This window comes from Methylobacterium sp. AMS5, from assembly GCF_001542815.1.
Taxonomy (GTDB): domain Bacteria; phylum Pseudomonadota; class Alphaproteobacteria; order Rhizobiales; family Beijerinckiaceae; genus Methylobacterium.
Genome location: NZ_CP006992.1, coordinates 5,129,873 through 5,148,086, shown reverse-complemented (window position 1 = coordinate 5,148,086; position 18,214 = coordinate 5,129,873). Strand labels below are relative to the sequence as shown.

The window sequence follows — 18,214 nt, the reverse complement described above, 5'->3', positions numbered from 1 at the left end:
ACGCAAGAATCACCGGCCGTGACCGGCGAGCTTCACGGCGGCGACGCGTTCACGGCCCGCTGCTCCCACAGCCAGACGCGGTTCTGGCTGCTCGATCAGTTGAGGCCGGGCGATCCGAGCCTGCATGTCGCCGCCCGCTGGCGCATCGCCGGGCGGCTCGATGCCGAGATCCTCACCCGAGCCTTCCGCCTCCTGCTCGACCGGCACGAGGCTTTGCGCACGTCGATCGTCGGCGAGGGCGGGCGGCCGGTGCAGCGGATCGCCGGAACGGTGCCGCTGGCCTTCTCCGAAATCGACCTCTCCGGCCTGCCCGGCGACCGCCTCGGCGAGGCGGGCGGGATCGCCGAGTCGGAGGCCGGGAAGCCCTTTGATCTGGCCCGTGCGCCGCTCGTGCGGGTGACGCTGCTGCGGCTCGGGCGCGGCGATTCCCTGCTGCTCGTCACCGCCCATCACAGCGTCTGCGACGGCTGGTCGATGGTGGTGCTGGCCCGTGAGTTCGTCGCGATCTACGGCGCCCTGATCCGGGGACAGGCACCGGCTCTGGCGCCGCCAGCCCTGCACTATGCCGACTTCGCGGAATGGGAAGTCTCCCCGGCCCTCGCCGAGGCGGCGGAACGCGACCTCGCCTTCTGGGCGCAGTCGCTGCGCGATCTCACTCCGTTCGAGCTGTCGCCGGACCATCCCCGCCGCCCCGGCCGGGAGCGCCGCTTCGCCGCCGAGACCCGGCCGCTCTCCGCCGATCTCGGCGCGCGCATGGAAGCGTACGCGCGGGCACAGGGCGCCACCCCCTTCGTCCTCGCCTGCACCATTCTGTTCGGGCTCCTGAGCGCACGCACCGGGCGCGGCGACATCGCCATCGGCACGCAGGTGCTGGGGCGCGACGAGATCGAGCTGGAAGGAGTCGTCGGCACCTTCGTGAACACGCTGGTGCTTCGGACTCATCTCGGAGCGGATCAGAGCTTCGCCGAGCGGCTGGCGGCGACGCGCCGGACGATCCTCGACGCCTGCGATCACGCGCTCGCCCCCTTCGACCGGGTGGTGCAGGCGCTGGCGCCCTGCCGCGACGGGCTGCGGCCGCCGCTGGTCTCGGTCAATGTCCGGATGCGGCCGACGCCCCAGGCGACGCCGTCCGGCGGGTCGTCAATCGGGGAGCCGGCCCCGATCCGCCTCGTCGATCTCGACTATGCCGCCACCGGCAGCTTCTTCGACCTCGATCTCGAACTCGCGCCGAGCGCGGCCGGCTGGCGCTTGATCTGCGAGTACGATGCCGGCCTCTACGCGGCGGAGACCGTCGCCGGCCTGCTCGCGGATTTCGAGCAGGCCGCCCGCGCGGCGGTCGGGGCGCGGCTGCCCGATCCGGCCTCCCTGGGAAGAGGCGGGCGAGGGGTCGCGGCCGAGCGTGAGGAGCCTCCCCAGGGAGCCCGGCGCCAAGAGGCGGAACAGGCGGAGGAGGCGGAGCAGGCGGCCGGGCGCACGACGACGGATGCGGCACCTGCCCCCGAGACGGCGCGTCCCTCGGTGGGCGAGGCGTCCGACGACCTCCTGCCCGCGATACGCACGATCTGGCGGGAGATGCTCGGCCGCCCCGACCTGTCCGACGAAGAGGATTTCTTCGCGGCGGGCGGGCACTCACTGCTGGCCGCGCGCGTCGTCGCGCGGATCGAGGCGGCGACGGGCCGAACCGTTCCGCTCTGGTCGTTCTTCGAGGCGAGCACGGTCGCGCGGCTCTGCGCCTTCCTCGGTGGCGAGGCGGCGGCGGGCGTGCGGCACCGCTTGCTTCAGGAACCGCCACCGACGGCGCAGGCGCGGCCCGGCTTCACCGCAATCCACCACGCCGCGGCCGATCAGGAACTCTACCGGCCCCTGTCCGAGGCCCTTGGAGCGGACCATCCCTTCGCGACGCTGCAACTGGAAAGCCGGGTTCCGCCCCACGAGGAAACCCTGGAGCGGCTGGCCGGCGCCTATCGCGACGCGATCGATGCCGCGCAGCCGCAAGGGCCGATCCGCCTCGTCGGGTTCTGCCGCTCGGGCGTCCTCGCCTTCGAGATCGCCCGGCAGTTCGCGCAGGGCGGCCGGGACGTCGCCCTCGTCGTCCTCATCGATTGCTGGGAGCCGGGCTATATCCGGCGCCTCAAGCCGCCCGCTCGCATGCGGGCGATGGCCGCCTACCGGCGCGGCCGGCTCGCCGCGCTCATCCGCCACGTCCGCCGCGACGGAATCGGCTACCTCGGCTCGCGGGCTCATCTCTGGTTCCGCTCGCATCGCTCATGGCGCGGGTTGCGGCGCATGCTGAACCGGGTGGGGCTCGCCGCCCCGAGCCCGGAGGACGCGTTCTGGCAATTGACCGACGAACTCGACGCGCTCGCCCTGGCCTACGAGCCGCGCCCCCATCGCGGGCCGGTGCTGATCGTCCGCAGCGAGAGCGTTCCGGTCGGCCCCGCGCTCGACCCGCTGCTCGGATGGCGGGCCTATGCCGAGAACAGCGAAAGCGTCAGCGTTCCGGGTTTCGGCCACGAAGGCGCGTTCTCCGCCGCCGGCTGCCGGGTGATCGCGGCCAAGATCAGCCTGATGGCGTGCCGGTGACTCTGCCTGCTGCGCTTCGCCGCACACGCGGCGGGCGCGTACCGATCCGCGTGCAAGCCGTTTTCCGATTATATTAGCTTATGTTTATAAAACGCAGGCGATTCGTGGGGGAGCGATGACGGGCCTGTCGTTGGTGATCTGTGGAGCGATCGGCATCGGATTCCTCGCGATGCTGTTCCTTCTGCACGAACTCAGGAACGCTCCCTACGACGACGGTCTCGAACCCGAGCGGGTGCTGTCCGAACTCGAGAAGCAGAGGTTGCGCTACCTGTCGCTGGATTCGATCATCGTCCCGAAAAGCGGATGCCGGTTTTCGGAACAGGATGAAGCGTAAGCCCTCAGCCGGTGCGGCGCTTGAGCGAAAGCCAAATCCGTCCTGCCGGAGAGATCAGCCGGATTTGGGTGGAGGTCGGGCCCCATCCACGGATCTGCCCGTACCCCCCATGAGGCGTGCGCCCTCTCGATGGCTCACTGACCACGATCGAACCCGGGTCACGCCTCCTCACGCGATGGCGCGCCCTTCCCGCATCCGTGCGGCGAGCGCCGACCGGTAGACCGTCAGCAGCGTGGCGGTCGTCGCCGTCTCGGTCCAATCACGCAGGTAGGCGGCACGGGCGGCCGCGCCCATCCGCCGGGCTTCCTCCGGCCGGGCGCGCAGCCGCTCGATGGCTCGCGCGAGTTCGGCCGGATCGCCCGGCTTCACCAGCAGGCCCGTCACGCCCTCCTCCACGAGGCCGGTGAGCGCACCGATCCGCGAGGCGATGACCGGCGTGCCCGCCGCATAGGCCTCGGCCACGACCATCGGCAGCCCCTCGTAACACAGCGAGGGCACGACGAGGGCGACGGCCCGGCTCATCCGCGCCCGCATTTCCGCGCGGGGCAGGGCGCCGAGCAGGTTGAGCCCCGGCGCGCCTTCGAGGCTTTCCCGCAGCGGCCCTTCGCCCGCGACATCGACCGGTGCGGCGAGGAGGGCGGCGGCCCCCTTCAGGATCTCCACACCCTTCTCGACGCTGAGGCGGCCGGCGAACAGGATGCCCTCGCGCGGGCCGTCATCCGGCGGTCCCGGATCGAGCAGGCCGTTGGGCTTCACGAAGATGCGGTGCGCGGGCAAACCCGCCGCGATGAAGCGATCGCGGGCGAATTCGGTCAGCGCGACGAAGGCATCGACGTCCCGCGTCCAAGTGCCGGCCCGGCGGTGGCGGTCGATCATCCGCGCCACGGCAAACGTGCCGAGCCGCGAGCCGCGGTAGCAGCCGTGGCGCACCGCCGCGTAGGCGGAGCCGGTGAGGCAGGTCTCGCAGGGCGCGCCGTCGCGCATCAGGATCGCGCCGGCGCAGGCGAGGCGGAAATTGTGCAGCGTCTGCACCGTCACCGGGCCGAGCGCCCGCACCACCCCGTGCATGGCGGGCGAGACCAGCGGAAAGGTGTTGTGAGCGTGGACCACGTCCGGACGGAAGCGCTCCACCGCCTCGACGACGCGGGCAATGCCGCGCGGCGCGTTCGGCGCCTCGAAGGCCGTGCGCAGGCGGTCCAGCGGCGTGCGGATGTCGTCGTTGTGGAAGGCCACCGTCTCGACGATGCAGCCGGCCCTGGCAAGGGCCGCGGCCTCTTGCTCCACCACCGCGTCCTCGCCGCCCCGGATCTGGTAGTAGTTGTGGACGATGAGGACACGCAACAGATGGCTCCTTACGAACGGCGCGGCTCGGGCTGGCGTGCCATCTTCCACAGGAAGACGGGCGCCATGACGAGGTAGCGCCGCCACAGCCGCCGGGGCTCGCTCAAGAGCCGGTGCAGCCATTCGAGGGCGAGCACCTGCATGAATCTCGGCGCCCGCTTCACCGCCCCGGAATGGAAATCGAAGGCGGCGCCGACACCGATCAGCACCATGCCGGGCAAACGATCCAAGTGATCGTTCATCCAGATGTCCTGCTTGGGCGTCGACATGCCGACCCAGACGATGTGCGGCTCGGCCGCCCTGATCGCATCGGTGAGCCGCGCGTCGAGATCGGGCGCGACGGCGCCGAAGGGCGGACAGGCGAGGCCGCACACCGCGCTGCCGGGATATTTGCGGGCGAAATTGGCCGCGACCTGCTCGGCCACGCCCTCCTTGCCGCCGTAGAGATAATGACGGATGCCGGTGTTCTGGGTGGCCGCGAACATCTCCTCCATCAGCGAGGGGCCCGGTACGCGGCCGGTGCCGTGCGCGCGGAAGAACCGGCTGATGATCGTGAGCGGCGCGCCGTCCGGGGTGATCATGCTGGCCCGCTCGTGCGCGGCCCTCAGCTCGGGTTGCTCCTGGGCGCACATGATGCCGTGCACGTCGCGCACGCAGATCATGCTGGTGCGCCGCGCCCGCGCCCAGCCGGTGATGGTGCGCACGGCCAACGGCATGTCGATGACGCTCACCGGCACGCCGAGGATGCGGGTCGCCGGAAGGCGGTGCGCCGCCGGCCCGTCCGCCTGGACGAGGTAGGGATCGTTCCGGTTGATCCGGAGCGCATAGGGTCCGGAGGCCGGGATGGCCACGGCCTCGCTCATGGGCAGGCTTCCCTCGATCTCAGCCATGGGCGACGTGCTCCTGGAACCACGCATAGGTCGCCGCGACACCGTCCCGGAGCGGCACCTTCGGCGCCCAGCCGAGACCGCGCAGCTTGTCCGCCGACATCAGCTTGCGCGGGGTGCCGTCGGGCTTGCTCGGATCGCGCACGATCTCGCCCTCGAAGCCGACGACGTCGCAGACGAGGCGGGTCAGGTCGTAGATCGGGATATCCTCGCCCGAACCGACATTGACGTGCTCGGCCTCCGAATAGGTCTTCATCAGGTGGACGCAGGCGTCGGCGCAGTCATCGACGTGCAGGAACTCCCGGCGGGGCGAACCGGTGCCCCAGATCACCATCTCCTTGGCGCCGGAGCGCTTGGCCTCGTGCGCCTTGCGGATCAGGGCCGGCAGGACGTGGCTGGAGTTGAGGTCGAAATTGTCGCCCGGCCCGTAGAGGTTGGTCGGCATGGCCGAGATGAAGTCGCGGCCGTGCTGCTGGCGATAGGCCTGGGCCAGCTTGATCCCCGCGATCTTGGCGATCGCGTACCATTCGTTGGTCGGCTCCAGCGATCCCGTGAGCAGGCTCGACTCGACGATCGGCTGCTCGGCGAATTTCGGATAGATGCAACTCGATCCGAGGAACAGCAGCTTGCCGACATCGGCGCGGAACGCCGCCTCGATGACGTTGGCCTCGATCATCAGGTTCTCGTAGAGGAAGTCGGCCGGGTAGGTCGCGTTGGCCAGGATCCCGCCGACCTTGGCCGCGGCCAGGAACACCGCGTCGGGCCGCCGGTCGCGCATCCAGGCGCGCACGGCGGACTGATCGCACAGGTCGAGTTCCGCGCGGCTGGCGGTGAGAATCGCGCAATCCTCGCTTTCCAAACGCCGTACCAGGGCGCTGCCGACGAGGCCGCGATGTCCGGCGACGAAGACGGTCTTGCCCGCCAAGCTGTGCATCGGTCGGCCTCTACAGAAGCGGGTTGGAATCGGTCGGCGCCGGGTTCTGCCGGTACCACGTCACCGTGCGCTCGATGCCCTGGACCAGGGAGACGGAAGGCGCGTAGCCGATCGCCTGCATCTTGCCGATGTCGGGGCAGCGGCGCGGCGTCGCCCCGGCGGCGGCCGGTCCGGCGATCAGATCGACGCGGGTGCCGAGCGCCTCCGCGGTGATCCGGGCGAGATCGCGGATGGCGACCTCCTCCATCGAGCCGATATGGTAGACGTTCATGCTCTCGCCGTCGCGCCACATCCGGACGATGCCGTCGACGACGTCGCTGACGTAACAGAAGGCGCGGGTCTCGCTGCCGTCGCCCTGGAGCGTGATCGACCCGCCGTCGCCGGCCGCGACGATCTTCTCGATGAGCTGCGGCACGACGTGCTTCCAGCCCATGTCCGGCCCGTAGATGTTGTGCGGGCGGAAGACCTGGACCTTGCGCAGCTTGTCGCGGCAATAGTTGAAGGCGATCAGCTCCGAGATCAGCTTCGACCCGCCGTAGGAGTAGCGCGGGTTGAGCGAGTCGGGGATCACCATCTCGATGGTCTCGTCCGTCGGCACCACGCGCGGGGTCTGGTAGACCTCCGCCGAGGAGGCGACGACGAGATCGGGCACACCGGCCTCGATGCAGGCCTCGGAGACGGCGAGCGCCCCGCGCACGCCGACATCGAGCACCAGTTGCGGCTGCGTGTAGAAGTTCTCCGTGCCGTTGACGGCGGCCAGGTGAAACACGCAGGCGACGCCCCGGATCGCTTCGACCAGCGCATCCTTGTCGCGCACGTCGAGCGTCATGCGATGGATCGCGCCCTGGGCGCTGGCGAGCCGCGAGGCCTGTCCGCGGATGTAGTTGTCGATCGCGACGACCTCGTGGCCCTCGGCCAGGAGCGCGCGGGTGAGGTGGGCGCCGATGAATCCGCCCGCCCCGGTGACAGCCAGTCTGCTCATTGAAACTTACCCACGAGGTTGCCCACGGTGACGTAGCGATTTTCCAGAACCTCCGCCGGCATCTCGCTGAGGTTGTTCCAGTAATCGTAGACGAAGGCGTCGTCCGACATCGTACCGATGATCGTTTCCAGGTCGATCTTCGAATATTCCGGATGGTTGTTGGCGATCACGAGCACGTCGGCGCCGGCGCAGGCGGCGGCGAGGTTGTCGTAGGGCGTCAGCCCCGACGAGATCGCCCGGATGTGATCCATCGGCACCACGCCGTCATAGACCCGGATCTCGGAGAACTGCTCGGTCGCCATCATCTCGCGGATGACGTGGAGGGACATCGACCCGCGCAGGTCATCGGTTTCCGGGCGGCCCTTGAAGGCGAGGCCGGCGACCACCGCCTTGAACGGCCCGGCGCGACGGGCCCGCAGCCGCTCGACGAGGCTGCCCACCGTCTCCGCCGGCTGGCGCTCGTTGACGAGGCGGGAGGCCGCGGTGATCTCGAGGTTCACGCCCTTGCCGGAGACCGAGGAGAGCAGGATGTGCGGGTCCTTCTCCAGGCAGGGACCGCCGACGAGGCCCGGCGCGGCGACATTGGTGCGGGTATAGCCGAGCTTGCCGTAGCGGATCACGTCGTTGGCGTTGATGCCGAGCGCGTCGCAGGCCCGCGCCACCTCGTTGGCGAAGGCGAAGTGGACGTCGCGCGAGGTGTTGTCCACGAGCTTGATCATCTCCGCCGTCTCGGGGCTCGCGACCCGGACGATGGTGTGGGTCAGGCGGCTGAACAGGGCGGCCGCCGCGTCGGACGCGTCCGGCGTCTCACCGCCGACGATCTGCGGCAGGTTGATGAGTTCGCGCATGGCATCGCCCTCGAGCGTCCGCTCGGGGCACATGGCGAGGTGGTAGTCGGTGCCGGTGCGGTCGAGGATCGGCTTCACCACGCCGGTGGTCGTGCCGATCCGCACGGTCGAGCGCAGGATCACCGTCGCGCCGTCGGTGAAGTGCTCGGCCACCTCGCGGGTCGCCTCCTCGATCATGTCGAGACGCGGCTCGTGCGAGCCGGGATAGAGCGGGGTGCCCACCGTGATGATGTAGTACTCGGCCCGCGGCACGTCCTGCGTCGTCGTGCTCGCGACGAAGCGGCCCTTCTTCACGACGTCGGCGAGGGCGGCCTGAAGCCCCACCTCGGCGAAATGCGGCACGCCGGCATTGGTCTTCTCGACGACGTCGGCCCGCTTCTCGATGCCGTAGACTTGGACACCGCGGCGGGCCAGAGCAACGGACAGGGTCAGGCCGACGTAACCGAGACCGATGATGACGACGTTGGGAGCTTTTCTGGCGTCCATGACTTGGTCCCGTCTGCGATCGATCGTCGGAGTCTCTGACCGGCTCGAAATCCGGCACGGCGCAAACGCTCGTCTGTCACCGCGTCATCGCTCCACCCCGGGACGGCCGAAACCGCGCAGGATTGAACTTTGCCGGGTTCCGCAAAGTGTGTGCCTGAGGAAAGCCGTATCAAAACGGGATCGCCGGCCCGTCACTGGACAGAGTGATCGCGTCTCGTGAAGATTTCGGGACTTTCGACGGTAAACGATCGGCGTCCGGCGAGCGAAGCATTTGATCCTTGCCGTTGATCCCTGCCGGATCGGCCGGGGCGAGGAGATCGCGACCCGTTCACCCGCCGAACCGTTTCAATCCCGCTGCGCCCGCGCGGCCCATAGCCTCAGCCCGCCCCGGCGCTATCCAGGCAACGCTTCGCCCCGTGCTTCGTTCGTCCTGCCGGAGACGGCGAGGGCGCATCGGGCGCCGCCGGCTTGGAGGGAGACGCGGATGCCGGTTCGGATGACCCAGGAAACGCAGGACGTGATCGACGGCCGGCGGCAGGTTGTGGTGCGGGTTCTGTTCGGCCGGCCGGACGCGGGACGCGACGTCGTCGAGGTCGCGGCGACGGTGCGGGTGCCCGCCATCGAATCCGAGACGCAGACGGAGGCCGCCGCGCGGCAGATGGCACGGCGCGCGCTCGAACAAGCGCTGGCGGCCTTTCCGCTCTGAGATCCCACGACAGCTCCCGGCCGCCGGACGGCTCTCCGTCGGTCACGGCGGCGCGGCGGGCGCTTCGTGAGAGACACCGAGGATGACGCCGCGGAGGCCCGAGGGCGTCATCCCCGCATCACGGCGCGATCGGAGCCGGCGAAGGCGGGGCCTCCGGGCCTGCGGCGAGGGTCACGAGGGAGCGCAGGAAGGCGGCCCGCGACGTGCGCAGGACCGCTTGCGCGTCCCGCGCCTGGATCAACCGCTCCGTCAGGCGCAGCACGGTCTCGTCGCTGACACGGGCCGCGATCCGCAAGGCCTCCGTCTGCGCCTCGGGGCCGAACCGGCCGCGGGTGGTGGCGAGAATGGCGCCCACGGTCTGCAGCGGCGGCTGGACGCCGAGGCGATCCCGATACGCGTTCCAGATCGGATCGCACGCCATCTCCGTGGCGAGCCAGATCCGCTCGCCCAGCGTCGCCACATCGTGTTCCGACGGGTTCGTCGCGTCACCGGCAGTTCCGACATTCATACGGCCTGTCCCGAGGCTTCGTTGCAGGAGGGCAGGGCCTGCCCTTCGTCGGACCGGCCCACAGGCTCAAGTCGATCGCCCACGCCCTATTCAGACAACGGTTGCCGTTCGCGCCTCCATCCGACCGGCTTCCGGTGCGCTTGGGGGGCCAGGTGCGGATTCTCACGCCGCGCAACCATCGGGCCGATTTCGCCTTTCCCTCGCCGATCCCTTGCGGTCGAACCGTCGGGCATGCCTTAAGTGCATCCGCGAAGGCCGCGCCCGCCAGGGCGAGCGGCTTGGCTCTCACGCGCCGTCCCTTTTCGTCCTTCAGGCCGCTTCCGAGCCTGCATCTCGCACGGGTTGATGTCGTCCAACGCCCTTCTCGCCGCCGCAGCGATCCTCCCCTTCGCGGGCTCCGTGCTCACAGCTGCCTTGCCGAGCCGCGCGCGCACGGCTGCGGCGGTCTCCGCCGGGCTGGTGATGCTGGCCAGCCTCGGCTGTCTCCTCGCGCTGACCCCGCAACTCGGCGGGGGCGGTACCGTCGTCCATGCCGTCGAGTGGCTGCCGAGCCTCGGCGTCAACCTCGTCCTGCGGCTCGACGGGCTCGCGTGGCTCTTCGCGGTGCTGGTGCTCGCCATCGGCGCGCTGGTGGTGCTCTACGCGCGCTACTACATGGCCGCCGCCGACCCGGTGCCGCGGCTCTTCTCCTATTTTCTCGCCTTCGTCGGCGCGATGCTCGGCATCGTGCTTTCCGGCAACCTGATCCAGCTCGTCCTGTTCTGGGAACTGACGAGCATCGTCTCGTTCCTGCTAATCGGCTACTGGTACGACAACGCGGCGGCGCGGGACGGGGCGCGGATGTCGCTGACCATCACCGCCGCCGGCGGCCTGTGCCTCCTGGTCGGAACGGTGCTGATCGGGCGCATCGTCGGCAGCTACGATCTGGCCACCGTGCTGGCCTCGGGCGACACGATCCGCAACAGCCCGCTCTACCTGCCGGCCCTGGTGCTGGTGCTGATGGGCGCGCTCACCAAGTCGGCGCAGTTCCCGTTCCACATCTGGCTCCCGCGGGCGATGTCGGCGCCGACGCCGATCAGCGCCTACCTGCACTCCGCCACCATGGTGAAAGCCGGGATCTTCCTGATGATCCGCCTGTGGCCGGTGCTCGCGGGCACCGACGCGTGGTACTGGATCGTCGGCAGCGCCGGCATGGCGACCCTGCTGGTCGGCTCTTGGAGCGCGATCTTCCAGCACGACCTGAAGGGCCTGCTCGCCTACTCGACCATCAGCCATCTCGGGCTGATCACGCTGCTGGTCGGCCTCAACTCGCCGCTCGCCGTGGTCGCCGCGATCTTCCACACGGTGAACCACGCGACCTTCAAGGCCTCGCTGTTCATGGCGGTCGGCATCATCGACCACGAGACCGGCACGCGCGACATGCGCCGCCTCTCCGGCCTGTGGCGGGCCATGCCGTATACGGCCACGCTGGCGATGGTCGCCGCCGCGGCGATGGCCGGCGTGCCGCTGCTCAACGGGTTCCTCTCGAAGGAGATGTTCCTTTCCGAGGCGGTCGACAACATGGGCGACCACCCGATCCACCTCGCCCTGCCGGTGCTGGCGACGCTGGCCAGCGCCTTCACCATGCTCTACTCGCTGCGCTTCATCCGCCAGACCTTCTTCGGCCCACCCCCGCACGACCTGCCGGAGACGCCGCACGAGCCGGTGCGGTGGATGCGCATTCCGATCGAGATGCTGGTGCTCACCTGCATCGCCATCGGCCTCGTCCCGAACCTCACCATCGGCCCGGCCCTGGAGCGCGCCGTCGGTGCGGTATTCGGCGACAACGCCCCGACCTACAGCCTGGCGATCTGGCACGGCTTCAACGCGGCGCTGGCGCTCAGCATGGTCGCGCTCGTCGGCGGCGTCGTGCTGTATGTGCTGTTCGGCAAGCGCATCAACACCAACCCCCGCGGCGGTCCCTGGCTGATGGACCGGCTCGACGGCGGCTGGCTGTTCGAGCGGTCGATGACCGGCCTGACGAAGGGCGCCCGCCTGCTGGAACGGGCCTTCGGCGCCGAGCGGCTCCAGCCGCAATTGCGCATCCTGTTCCTCGCCGCCCTACTCGCTGCACTGGCGACCGGCATCGCCCGCAGCCTCGACCTCTTCGCGCCGGGCCGGCTGACACCGTTCGATCCCGCCTTCGCGCTGATGTGGCTCGTCGGCGGCGCCTGCGCGATCGGTGCGGCGGAGCGGGCGAAGTATCATCGCCTCTCGGCCACGATCTTCGTCGGCGGGGCAGGGCTCGTCAGCAGCCTGACCTTCCTCTGGCTCTCGGCGCCGGATCTTGCGGTGACGCAGATCCTCGTCGAGATCGTCACCACCGTCATGCTGCTGCTGGGCCTGCGCTGGCTGCCCAAGCGCGACCAGGCGATTCCCGCGCCCGCCGCCGAGAAGGCGCGGGCCCGCCGCCGCCGCCTCGTCGATCTCTGCATCGCGGGCTTTGCCGGGACCGGGCTCGCCGGCCTCGCCTACGCCGTGATGACCCGCCCGGCCGGCGACGGCATCGCGCGCTGGTTCATCGAGGAGGCCTATCCGCAGGCGGGCGGGCGCAACGTCGTCAACGTGCTGCTGGTCGATTTCCGCGCCTTCGACACGCTGGGCGAGATCTCGGTGCTCGGCGTCGTCGGCCTCACGGTGTTCGCGCTGCTGCGCCGCTTCCGCCCGGCGCCGGACAGCCTGGAACGGCCCAAGCAGCAGCACCACCACGACGCCTACGACCGCGCCCGAGAGGGCCGCAAACCCGGCGACACCACCGCCGACGCCCTGCTGGTGCCGCGGGTGGTGATGACGTGGCTGTTCCCGTTCATCGTGCTGCTGTCGCTGCACCTGTTCCTGCGCGGCCACGACCTGCCCGGCGGCGGCTTCGCGGCGGGCATCGCGCTCACCATCGCCTTCATCCTGCAATACATGGCCTGCGGCGCGCAGTGGGTGGAGGAGCGCCTGCGCATCCAGCCGATCTCGTGGATCGGCCTCGGCCTGCTCATCGCGGTGGGCGCCGGCGCGGCCTCGTGGGCGTTCGGGCGGCCCTTCCTCACCGCCTACTTCGCCTATTGGGAGCTGCCGCTGCTCGGCAAGGTCCCGGCGGCGAGCGCCCTGGTGTTCGATCTCGGGATCATGGTGCTGGTGGTGGGTGCGAGCGCGCTGATGCTGGTGGCGCTCGCCCACCAATCCCTGCGCCGCACCCGCAGTGCGGAGGCGGAGGCCGAACAGGCCGGCGAGGAGACGGCGTAATGGAGATCGTGCTGTCGGCCGGAATCGGCATCTTCGCCGCCTCCGGCGTGTGGCTGTTGCTGCGCCCGCGCACCTTCCAGGTGGCGCTCGGGCTCTCGCTGCTGAGCTACGCCGTCAACCTCTTCATCTTCGCCATGGGCCGCCTCACCGTCGGCGCGCCGCCGGTGCTCGGGGCCGGGCCCGAGACCGTCTCGGTCGATGATCCGGTACCGCAGGCCCTGGTGCTCACCGCTCTGGTGATCAGCTTCGCGCTCACCGCCCTCTTCCTCGTGGTGCTGCTCGCGGCCCGCGGCATCACCGGCAGCGATCACGTCGACGGCCGGGAGCCGCATCACGCCGAACCCACGCCGGAGAACCCGCATCCATGAACGCGCCCCTCCTGAGCGGCCCCGGCGCGGTCCTGTGGTCCGATCATCTCGTCGTCCTGCCGATCGTGCTGCCGATCGCCGCGGCCGGTGTCATGTTCCTGATGGACGAGCGGCGCCACCGCCTGAAATCGGCGATCAGTCTCGCCACGGTGCTGGTGCTGCTGGGTATCGCCCTCGCCCTCGTCGGCCGGGCGGCCGAGGCGCCGGAGGTCTACCGACTCGGCAACTGGGCGGCGCCCTACGGCATCGTGCTGGTGGCCGACCGGCTCTCGGCGGTGATGTTGACGCTGACCGGCGTGCTGGGGCTTGCCGCCCTCGTCTTCTCCTTCGCCCGCTGGGGCCGGGCGGGCCCACGCTTCCACGGCCTGTTCCTGCTGCTCTTGATGGGGGTGAACGGCGCCTTCCTCACCGGTGACGTGTTCAACCTGTTCGTGTTCTTCGAGGTGATGCTGGCCGCCTCCTACGGCCTCGTCCTGCACGGCTCGGGCGAGACCCGCATCCGGGCGGGTCTCGGCTACATCGCCGTGAACCTCGTCGCCTCGCTGTTCTTCCTCATCGGCGTCAGCCTGATCTACGGCACGATGGGCACGCTCAACATGGCCGACCTCGCCCGGCGGCTCGCGAACCCTCCGGCCGAGGCCGCCCTGTTCGAGGTCGGCTGCGCCGTGCTCGGCATCGCCTTCCTCATCAAGTGCAGCGCCTGGCCCCTCGGCTTCTGGCTGCCGACCACCTATTCCGCCGCCACCGCCCCGGCGGCGGCGATCCTGGCGATCCTCAGCAAGGTCGGCGTCTACGTCGTGATCCGCCTCAGCCTGCTCCTGTTCGGGGACGGCAGCTCGGCAGGGTTCGGCCAGAGCTGGATCCTCGTCACCGGCCTCGCGACCATCGCCTTCGGCACCTTCGGCATCCTGGCCGCGCGCCATCTGACGCGGGCGGCGGGCTACGCGGTGATGATCTCGTCGGGCACGGTGCTCGCAGCACTCGGCACCGGCAGCGCGGCGGCGCTCTCCGGCGCGCTCTACTACCTCGTCGGCTCGACCTGTGCGGCCGGCGCCCTGTTCCTGCTGGCCGAGATCCTGCAGCGGGGCCGCGACCCGGCGGACGCCGCCCAGCCCGTCTTCGCCGACGAGTACCGCGATCCGTTCGACGATGCCGATGCCGTCGAGGTCGGCCGGGCGATCCCCGCCGCGGTGGCGATCCTCGGCAGCGGCTTCCTGCTCTGCACGCTGATGCTCGCCGGCATCCCGCCGCTCTCGGGCTTCGTCGGCAAGCTGGCGATGTTCTCGGGGCTGGCCTCGAACACCATGACCGCCTCGGCCTGGTGGCTGATCGCCGCGCTCACGCTGTCCAGCCTCGGCACCCTGATCCCCCTGGTGCGGCTCGGCATCTTCAGCCTGTGGGTGCCCCATGACGACCCGCCGCCGGTGATGCGGACGCCGGAACTCGCAAGTCTCAGCGTCCTGCTCGCGGCCTGCATCGCGCTCGCGCTGTGGGGCGGGCCGGCGCTCGCCTACAGCGAGGCCACCGTGCGCTGGCTGTCGCAGCCGCAGGACTACGTCCGCGCCGTCCTCGATTCGGGCAAAGGGGAAGCGGGCGGGAGTGGCGCAGGCAACGGCGGCGCGGGCAAGGGTGCAGCGGGGTCACGCTCATGAACGCGTTCCTGCCTCACCCCTTCCTCTCCGCCGGCCTCATCCTGATGTGGCTGCTGCTGAACGCGCCGCCGACACCGGGCAACGTCGTGCTTGCGGTCCTCGTCGGGCTGGTCGTGCCGGCGGTGATGCGGGCGCTGCGCCCGAGGCCGGTGCGGGTCCGCCGCCCCGGTCTCGCCGTGCGGCTGCTGTTCACCGTCCTCTACGATATGCTGCGCTCCAACATCGACGTGGCCAGGATCATCCTCGGCCTGCATCGGGCTGAGCGGCGGACGGGCTTCGTCTCGATCCCCCTCGACATGCGGACGCCGTTCGGCCTGTCGGTGCTGTCGATCATCCTGACCGCCACACCCGGCACCCTCTGGGTCCAGTACGATTCCCATACCGGGCGCCTGCTGATGCACCTTCTCGACGACACCGACAGCGAGGGCTGGGTCCGCCGCGTCAAGGACCGCTACGAGCGCCCCCTGATGGAGATCTTCGCGTGAGCGCCGCCACCATCCTCGATTGGGGCCTCGGCCTCGCCCAAGGCATGCTGGTGCTGGCGATGGCGCTGGCCGCGTGGCGGATGCTGCGCGGCCCCCGCGCCCAGGACCGCATCCTCGGCCTCGACACGCTCTACCTCAACGGCATGCTGGCGATCGTCGTCCACGGCATGCGCACCGGCAGCGGGCTCTACTTCGAGGGCGCGCTGATTCTCGGCATGATCGGCTTCACCGCCACCGTGGCGCTCGCGAAGTTCCTGATGCAGGGCGAGGTGATCCAGTGACCGGCGCCGACCTGCCCGCCTGGGCGGCCTGGATCGTCGTGGCGCTGGCGCTCGGCGGCGCCGGCTTCTCGCTGACCGGCGCGCTCGGGCTCATCCGCCTGAAGACCTTCTACGAGCGCGTCCACGCCCCGACGCTCGGGGCCACGCTCGGCGCCTTCCTGATCCTGGCCGGCTCGATGCTGCTGCTGTCGCTGATCGAGGGCCACATCGTCCTGCGCGACGTGCTGATCGGCCTGTTCATCACCATCACCACGCCGGTGACGATGCTGCTGCTCGCCCGCGCCGCCGCTCACCGCGACCGCACCGAGAAGAACCCGAAGGCTCCGCCCGAGCCGTGATGCTTTTGGCTTGAGGGCCAACGCCGAGCCCGGGCATCGCGGTGGGTCGGGATCGAGGGGCGACGGATGGCCCGCTTGCCCTTCGTTGAGCTCGCGGCCTTGGCGGCCTATGGATAGCCCCCATGGAACTCCGAGCTTCAACTGAGCGATCCTTAGCTCCCGTGGCCCCCTTGGCCTGCAAACCGCCCCCCGGAAAGGCTGCGCCGTTCCTGCCGATGAGCCGCGCCGAGATGACGGCGCTCGGGTGGGACGCCTGCGACATCGTGCTGGTGACCGGTGACGCCTATGTGGATCATCCCAGTTTCGGCATGGCGATCATCGGCCGGCTGCTCGAAGCGCAGGGGTTCCGGGTCGGCATCATCGCGCAGCCCGACTGGCAGTCGGCGGAGCCGTTCAAGGCCCTGGGCAAGCCGCGTCTGTTCTTCGGCGTCACCGGCGGCAACCTCGATTCGATGGTGAACCGCTACACGGCGGACCGCCGGCTGCGCCATGACGACGCCTACACGGCGGGCGGGGAAGGCGGGAAGCGCCCGGACCGCTCAACAATCGTCTACACGCAGCGCTGCCGTGAGGCCTACAAGGACGTGCCGATCGTGCTTGGCGGCATCGAGGCCTCGCTGCGCCGGATCGCCCACTACGATTACTGGTCCGACAAGGTGCGCCGCTCGATCCTGGCGGACGCGAAAGCCGATCTGCTCCTCTACGGCAATGCCGAGCGCGCCGTGGTCGAGGTGGCGAACCGCCTCGCAGCCGGCGAGGCGCCGCACGAACTCGAGTCGGTCCGGGGCGTCGCCCTGTTCCGCCGCGTGCCCGAGCACTACACCGAGCTGCCCGCCGACGATCTCGATTCGACGGACGAGGCCGCCGCGCGCCGGCCCGGCGACACCGTGATCCGGCTCCCCGCCTACGACGAGGTCAAGGACGACAAGGAGGCCTATGCCCGCGCCTCGCGGGTGCTGCACCGGGAGGCCAATCCCGGCAACGCGCGCCCGCTCGTCCAGCGCCACGGCGACCGCGACCTGTGGCTGAACCCGCCGCCGATCCCGCTGACCAGCGACGAGATGGATGCGGTCTACGACCTGCCCTACGCGCGTGCGCCCCACCCGTCCTACGGCGACGCGAAGATCCCCGCCTGGGACATGATCAAGTTCTCGGTGACGATCATGCGCGGCTGCTTCGGCGGCTGCACCTTCTGCTCCATCACCGAGCACGAGGGCCGCGTCATCCAGAACCGCTCGGAGGGCTCGATCCTGCGCGAGATCGAGCGGATCCGCGACAAGACGCCGGGCTTCACCGGCGTGATCTCGGATGTCGGCGGGCCGACCGCGAACATGTACCGGATGGCCTGCAAGGACCCGAAGATCGAAGCGGCGTGCCGGCTGCCGTCCTGCGTCTTCCCGGACATCTGCCCCAACCTGAACACTTCGCACGACGACCTGATCCGGCTCTATCGCAAGGTCCGTGAGGTGAAGGGCGTCAAGAAGGTGATGGTCGCCTCCGGCGTGCGCTACGACCTCGCGGTCCGAAGCCCCGAATACGTCGAGGAGCTCGTGACCCACCATGTCGGCGGCCGTCTCAAGATCGCGCCCGAACACACCGAGCGCGGCCCCCTCGACCTGATGATGAAGCCGGGGATCGGCACCTACGACCGCTTCAAGGAGATGTTCGACGCCGCCGCCAAGAAGGCCGGCAAGAAATACTACCTGATCCCGTATTTCATCGCGGCGCATCCGGGCACGACCGACGAGGACATGCTGAACCTCGCGCTCTGGCTCAAGAAGAACGACTACCGCGCCGACCAGGTCCAGACCTTCCTGCCCTCGCCCATGGCGACGGCCACGACCATGTATCACACCGAGATCAACCCGCTGCAGGGCGTGCGGCGCGGCGGCAGCGAGCCGGTCGATGCGATCAAGGGCCTGCGGCAGCGGCGGCTGCACAAGGCGTTCCTGCGCTATCACGACCCCGAGAACTGGCCCCTGCTTCGCGAGGCGCTGCGCGAGATGGGCCGCGCGGATCTCATCGGGCCGAGGCCGGACCAGCTCGTACCGTTCTCGCAGCCGCCAGGAACAGGATCAGGCACGGGCAAGGGGCGAGGCCAGCCGCGCCCCGTGTACCGCGCGGGTGGTGGGCAGAGCTTCACAACGAAGGGTGTGCCGTTCAGGAAATGACGGCCTCACGCGCCTGATACGGTTTCCGGTCGATCGC

16 protein-coding genes are annotated in these 18,214 nt (G+C 69.9%); 10 read left to right on the top strand and 6 right to left on the bottom strand.

Translation table 11 applies throughout. From position 1 onward, the window contains the following. Positions 1-18 precede the first annotated feature (18 nt). Positions 19-2,583 (top strand): condensation domain-containing protein, encoded by a 2,565-nt coding sequence (locus tag Y590_RS22915; RefSeq protein WP_286161811.1) that lies wholly within the window; start codon positions 19-21, stop codon positions 2,581-2,583. 115 nt (positions 2,584-2,698) lie between these two features. Then, entirely contained in the window at positions 2,699-2,917 is a 219-nt protein-coding gene (locus tag Y590_RS22910; RefSeq protein ID WP_060771877.1) for a hypothetical protein, read from the top strand. Positions 2,918-3,085: 168 nt separating this feature from the next. Here Y590_RS22910 and Y590_RS22905 read toward each other — a convergent pair whose 3' ends face one another. From Y590_RS22905 to Y590_RS22885, 5 genes are read right to left on the bottom strand one after another with little or no spacing between them, the layout of a single operon-like run. Then, a complete protein-coding gene (locus Y590_RS22905) occupies positions 3,086-4,258 on the bottom strand; it encodes a glycosyltransferase (RefSeq protein WP_060771876.1) in 1,173 nt (390 codons plus the stop codon). 11 nt (positions 4,259-4,269) lie between these two features. After that, the gene (locus Y590_RS22900; protein ID WP_060771875.1) at positions 4,270-5,148 is read right to left on the bottom strand and encodes a WecB/TagA/CpsF family glycosyltransferase; all 879 of its coding nucleotides are present in this window, start codon (positions 5,146-5,148) and stop codon (positions 4,270-4,272) included. Then, positions 5,141-6,079 (bottom strand): GDP-L-fucose synthase, encoded by a 939-nt coding sequence (gene fcl, locus Y590_RS22895; protein ID WP_060771874.1) that lies wholly within the window; start codon positions 6,077-6,079, stop codon positions 5,141-5,143. The genes Y590_RS22900 and fcl overlap by 8 nt, the downstream gene beginning before the upstream one ends. A 10-nt stretch (positions 6,080-6,089) precedes the next feature. Next, positions 6,090-7,061, bottom strand: coding sequence for an NAD-dependent epimerase/dehydratase family protein (locus Y590_RS22890; protein ID WP_060771873.1), 972 nt, complete (start codon positions 7,059-7,061; stop codon positions 6,090-6,092). Beyond that, positions 7,058-8,395, bottom strand: coding sequence for a nucleotide sugar dehydrogenase (locus Y590_RS22885; protein ID WP_060771872.1), 1,338 nt, complete (start codon positions 8,393-8,395; stop codon positions 7,058-7,060). Before Y590_RS22885 ends, Y590_RS22890 begins: the two co-directional genes overlap by 4 nt. Positions 8,396-8,879: 484 nt before the next feature. Between Y590_RS22885 and Y590_RS22880 the strand changes: the two genes are divergently transcribed. Next, positions 8,880-9,101 (top strand): hypothetical protein, encoded by a 222-nt coding sequence (locus tag Y590_RS22880; protein ID WP_060771871.1) that lies wholly within the window; start codon positions 8,880-8,882, stop codon positions 9,099-9,101. A gap of 118 nt (positions 9,102-9,219) precedes the next feature. On the opposite strand, the gene Y590_RS22875 is transcribed toward Y590_RS22880, so the two are convergent. Then, positions 9,220-9,609 carry a hypothetical protein gene (locus Y590_RS22875; RefSeq protein WP_060771870.1) on the bottom strand — a complete coding sequence of 130 codons (390 nt, stop codon included), beginning with the start codon at positions 9,607-9,609 and terminating at the stop codon, positions 9,220-9,222. A 345-nt stretch (positions 9,610-9,954) separates the two neighbouring features. On the opposite strand from Y590_RS22875, the gene Y590_RS22870 reads away from it, so the two are divergent. The 7 genes from Y590_RS22870 to Y590_RS22840 all read left to right on the top strand — a co-directional run bounded on the left by Y590_RS22870 (position 9,955) and on the right by Y590_RS22840 (position 18,177). Beyond that, positions 9,955-12,882: a monovalent cation/H+ antiporter subunit A gene (locus tag Y590_RS22870; protein ID WP_060771869.1), complete on the top strand. Its 2,928-nt coding sequence runs from the start codon at positions 9,955-9,957 to the stop codon at positions 12,880-12,882. Next, positions 12,882-13,250, top strand: coding sequence for a Na+/H+ antiporter subunit C (locus Y590_RS22865; protein ID WP_060771868.1), 369 nt, complete (start codon positions 12,882-12,884; stop codon positions 13,248-13,250). Before Y590_RS22870 ends, Y590_RS22865 begins: the two co-directional genes overlap by 1 nt. Then, positions 13,247-14,902, top strand: coding sequence for a monovalent cation/H+ antiporter subunit D (locus Y590_RS22860; protein ID WP_060771867.1), 1,656 nt, complete (start codon positions 13,247-13,249; stop codon positions 14,900-14,902). The genes Y590_RS22865 and Y590_RS22860 overlap by 4 nt, the downstream gene beginning before the upstream one ends. Continuing rightward, positions 14,899-15,387 carry a Na+/H+ antiporter subunit E gene (locus Y590_RS22855; protein WP_060771866.1) on the top strand — a complete coding sequence of 163 codons (489 nt, stop codon included), beginning with the start codon at positions 14,899-14,901 and terminating at the stop codon, positions 15,385-15,387. Before Y590_RS22860 ends, Y590_RS22855 begins: the two co-directional genes overlap by 4 nt. Continuing rightward, positions 15,384-15,668 (top strand): K+/H+ antiporter subunit F, encoded by a 285-nt coding sequence (locus tag Y590_RS22850; RefSeq protein ID WP_012255673.1) that lies wholly within the window; start codon positions 15,384-15,386, stop codon positions 15,666-15,668. Before Y590_RS22855 ends, Y590_RS22850 begins: the two co-directional genes overlap by 4 nt. After that, positions 15,665-16,006, top strand: a complete 342-nt coding sequence (mnhG, locus tag Y590_RS22845; RefSeq protein WP_003600883.1) for a monovalent cation/H(+) antiporter subunit G — start codon at positions 15,665-15,667, stop codon at positions 16,004-16,006. The genes Y590_RS22850 and mnhG overlap by 4 nt, the downstream gene beginning before the upstream one ends. A gap of 122 nt (positions 16,007-16,128) precedes the next feature. Next, positions 16,129-18,177, top strand: a complete 2,049-nt coding sequence (locus Y590_RS22840; RefSeq protein ID WP_060771865.1) for a YgiQ family radical SAM protein — start codon at positions 16,129-16,131, stop codon at positions 18,175-18,177. Positions 18,178-18,214 lie beyond the last annotated feature (37 nt).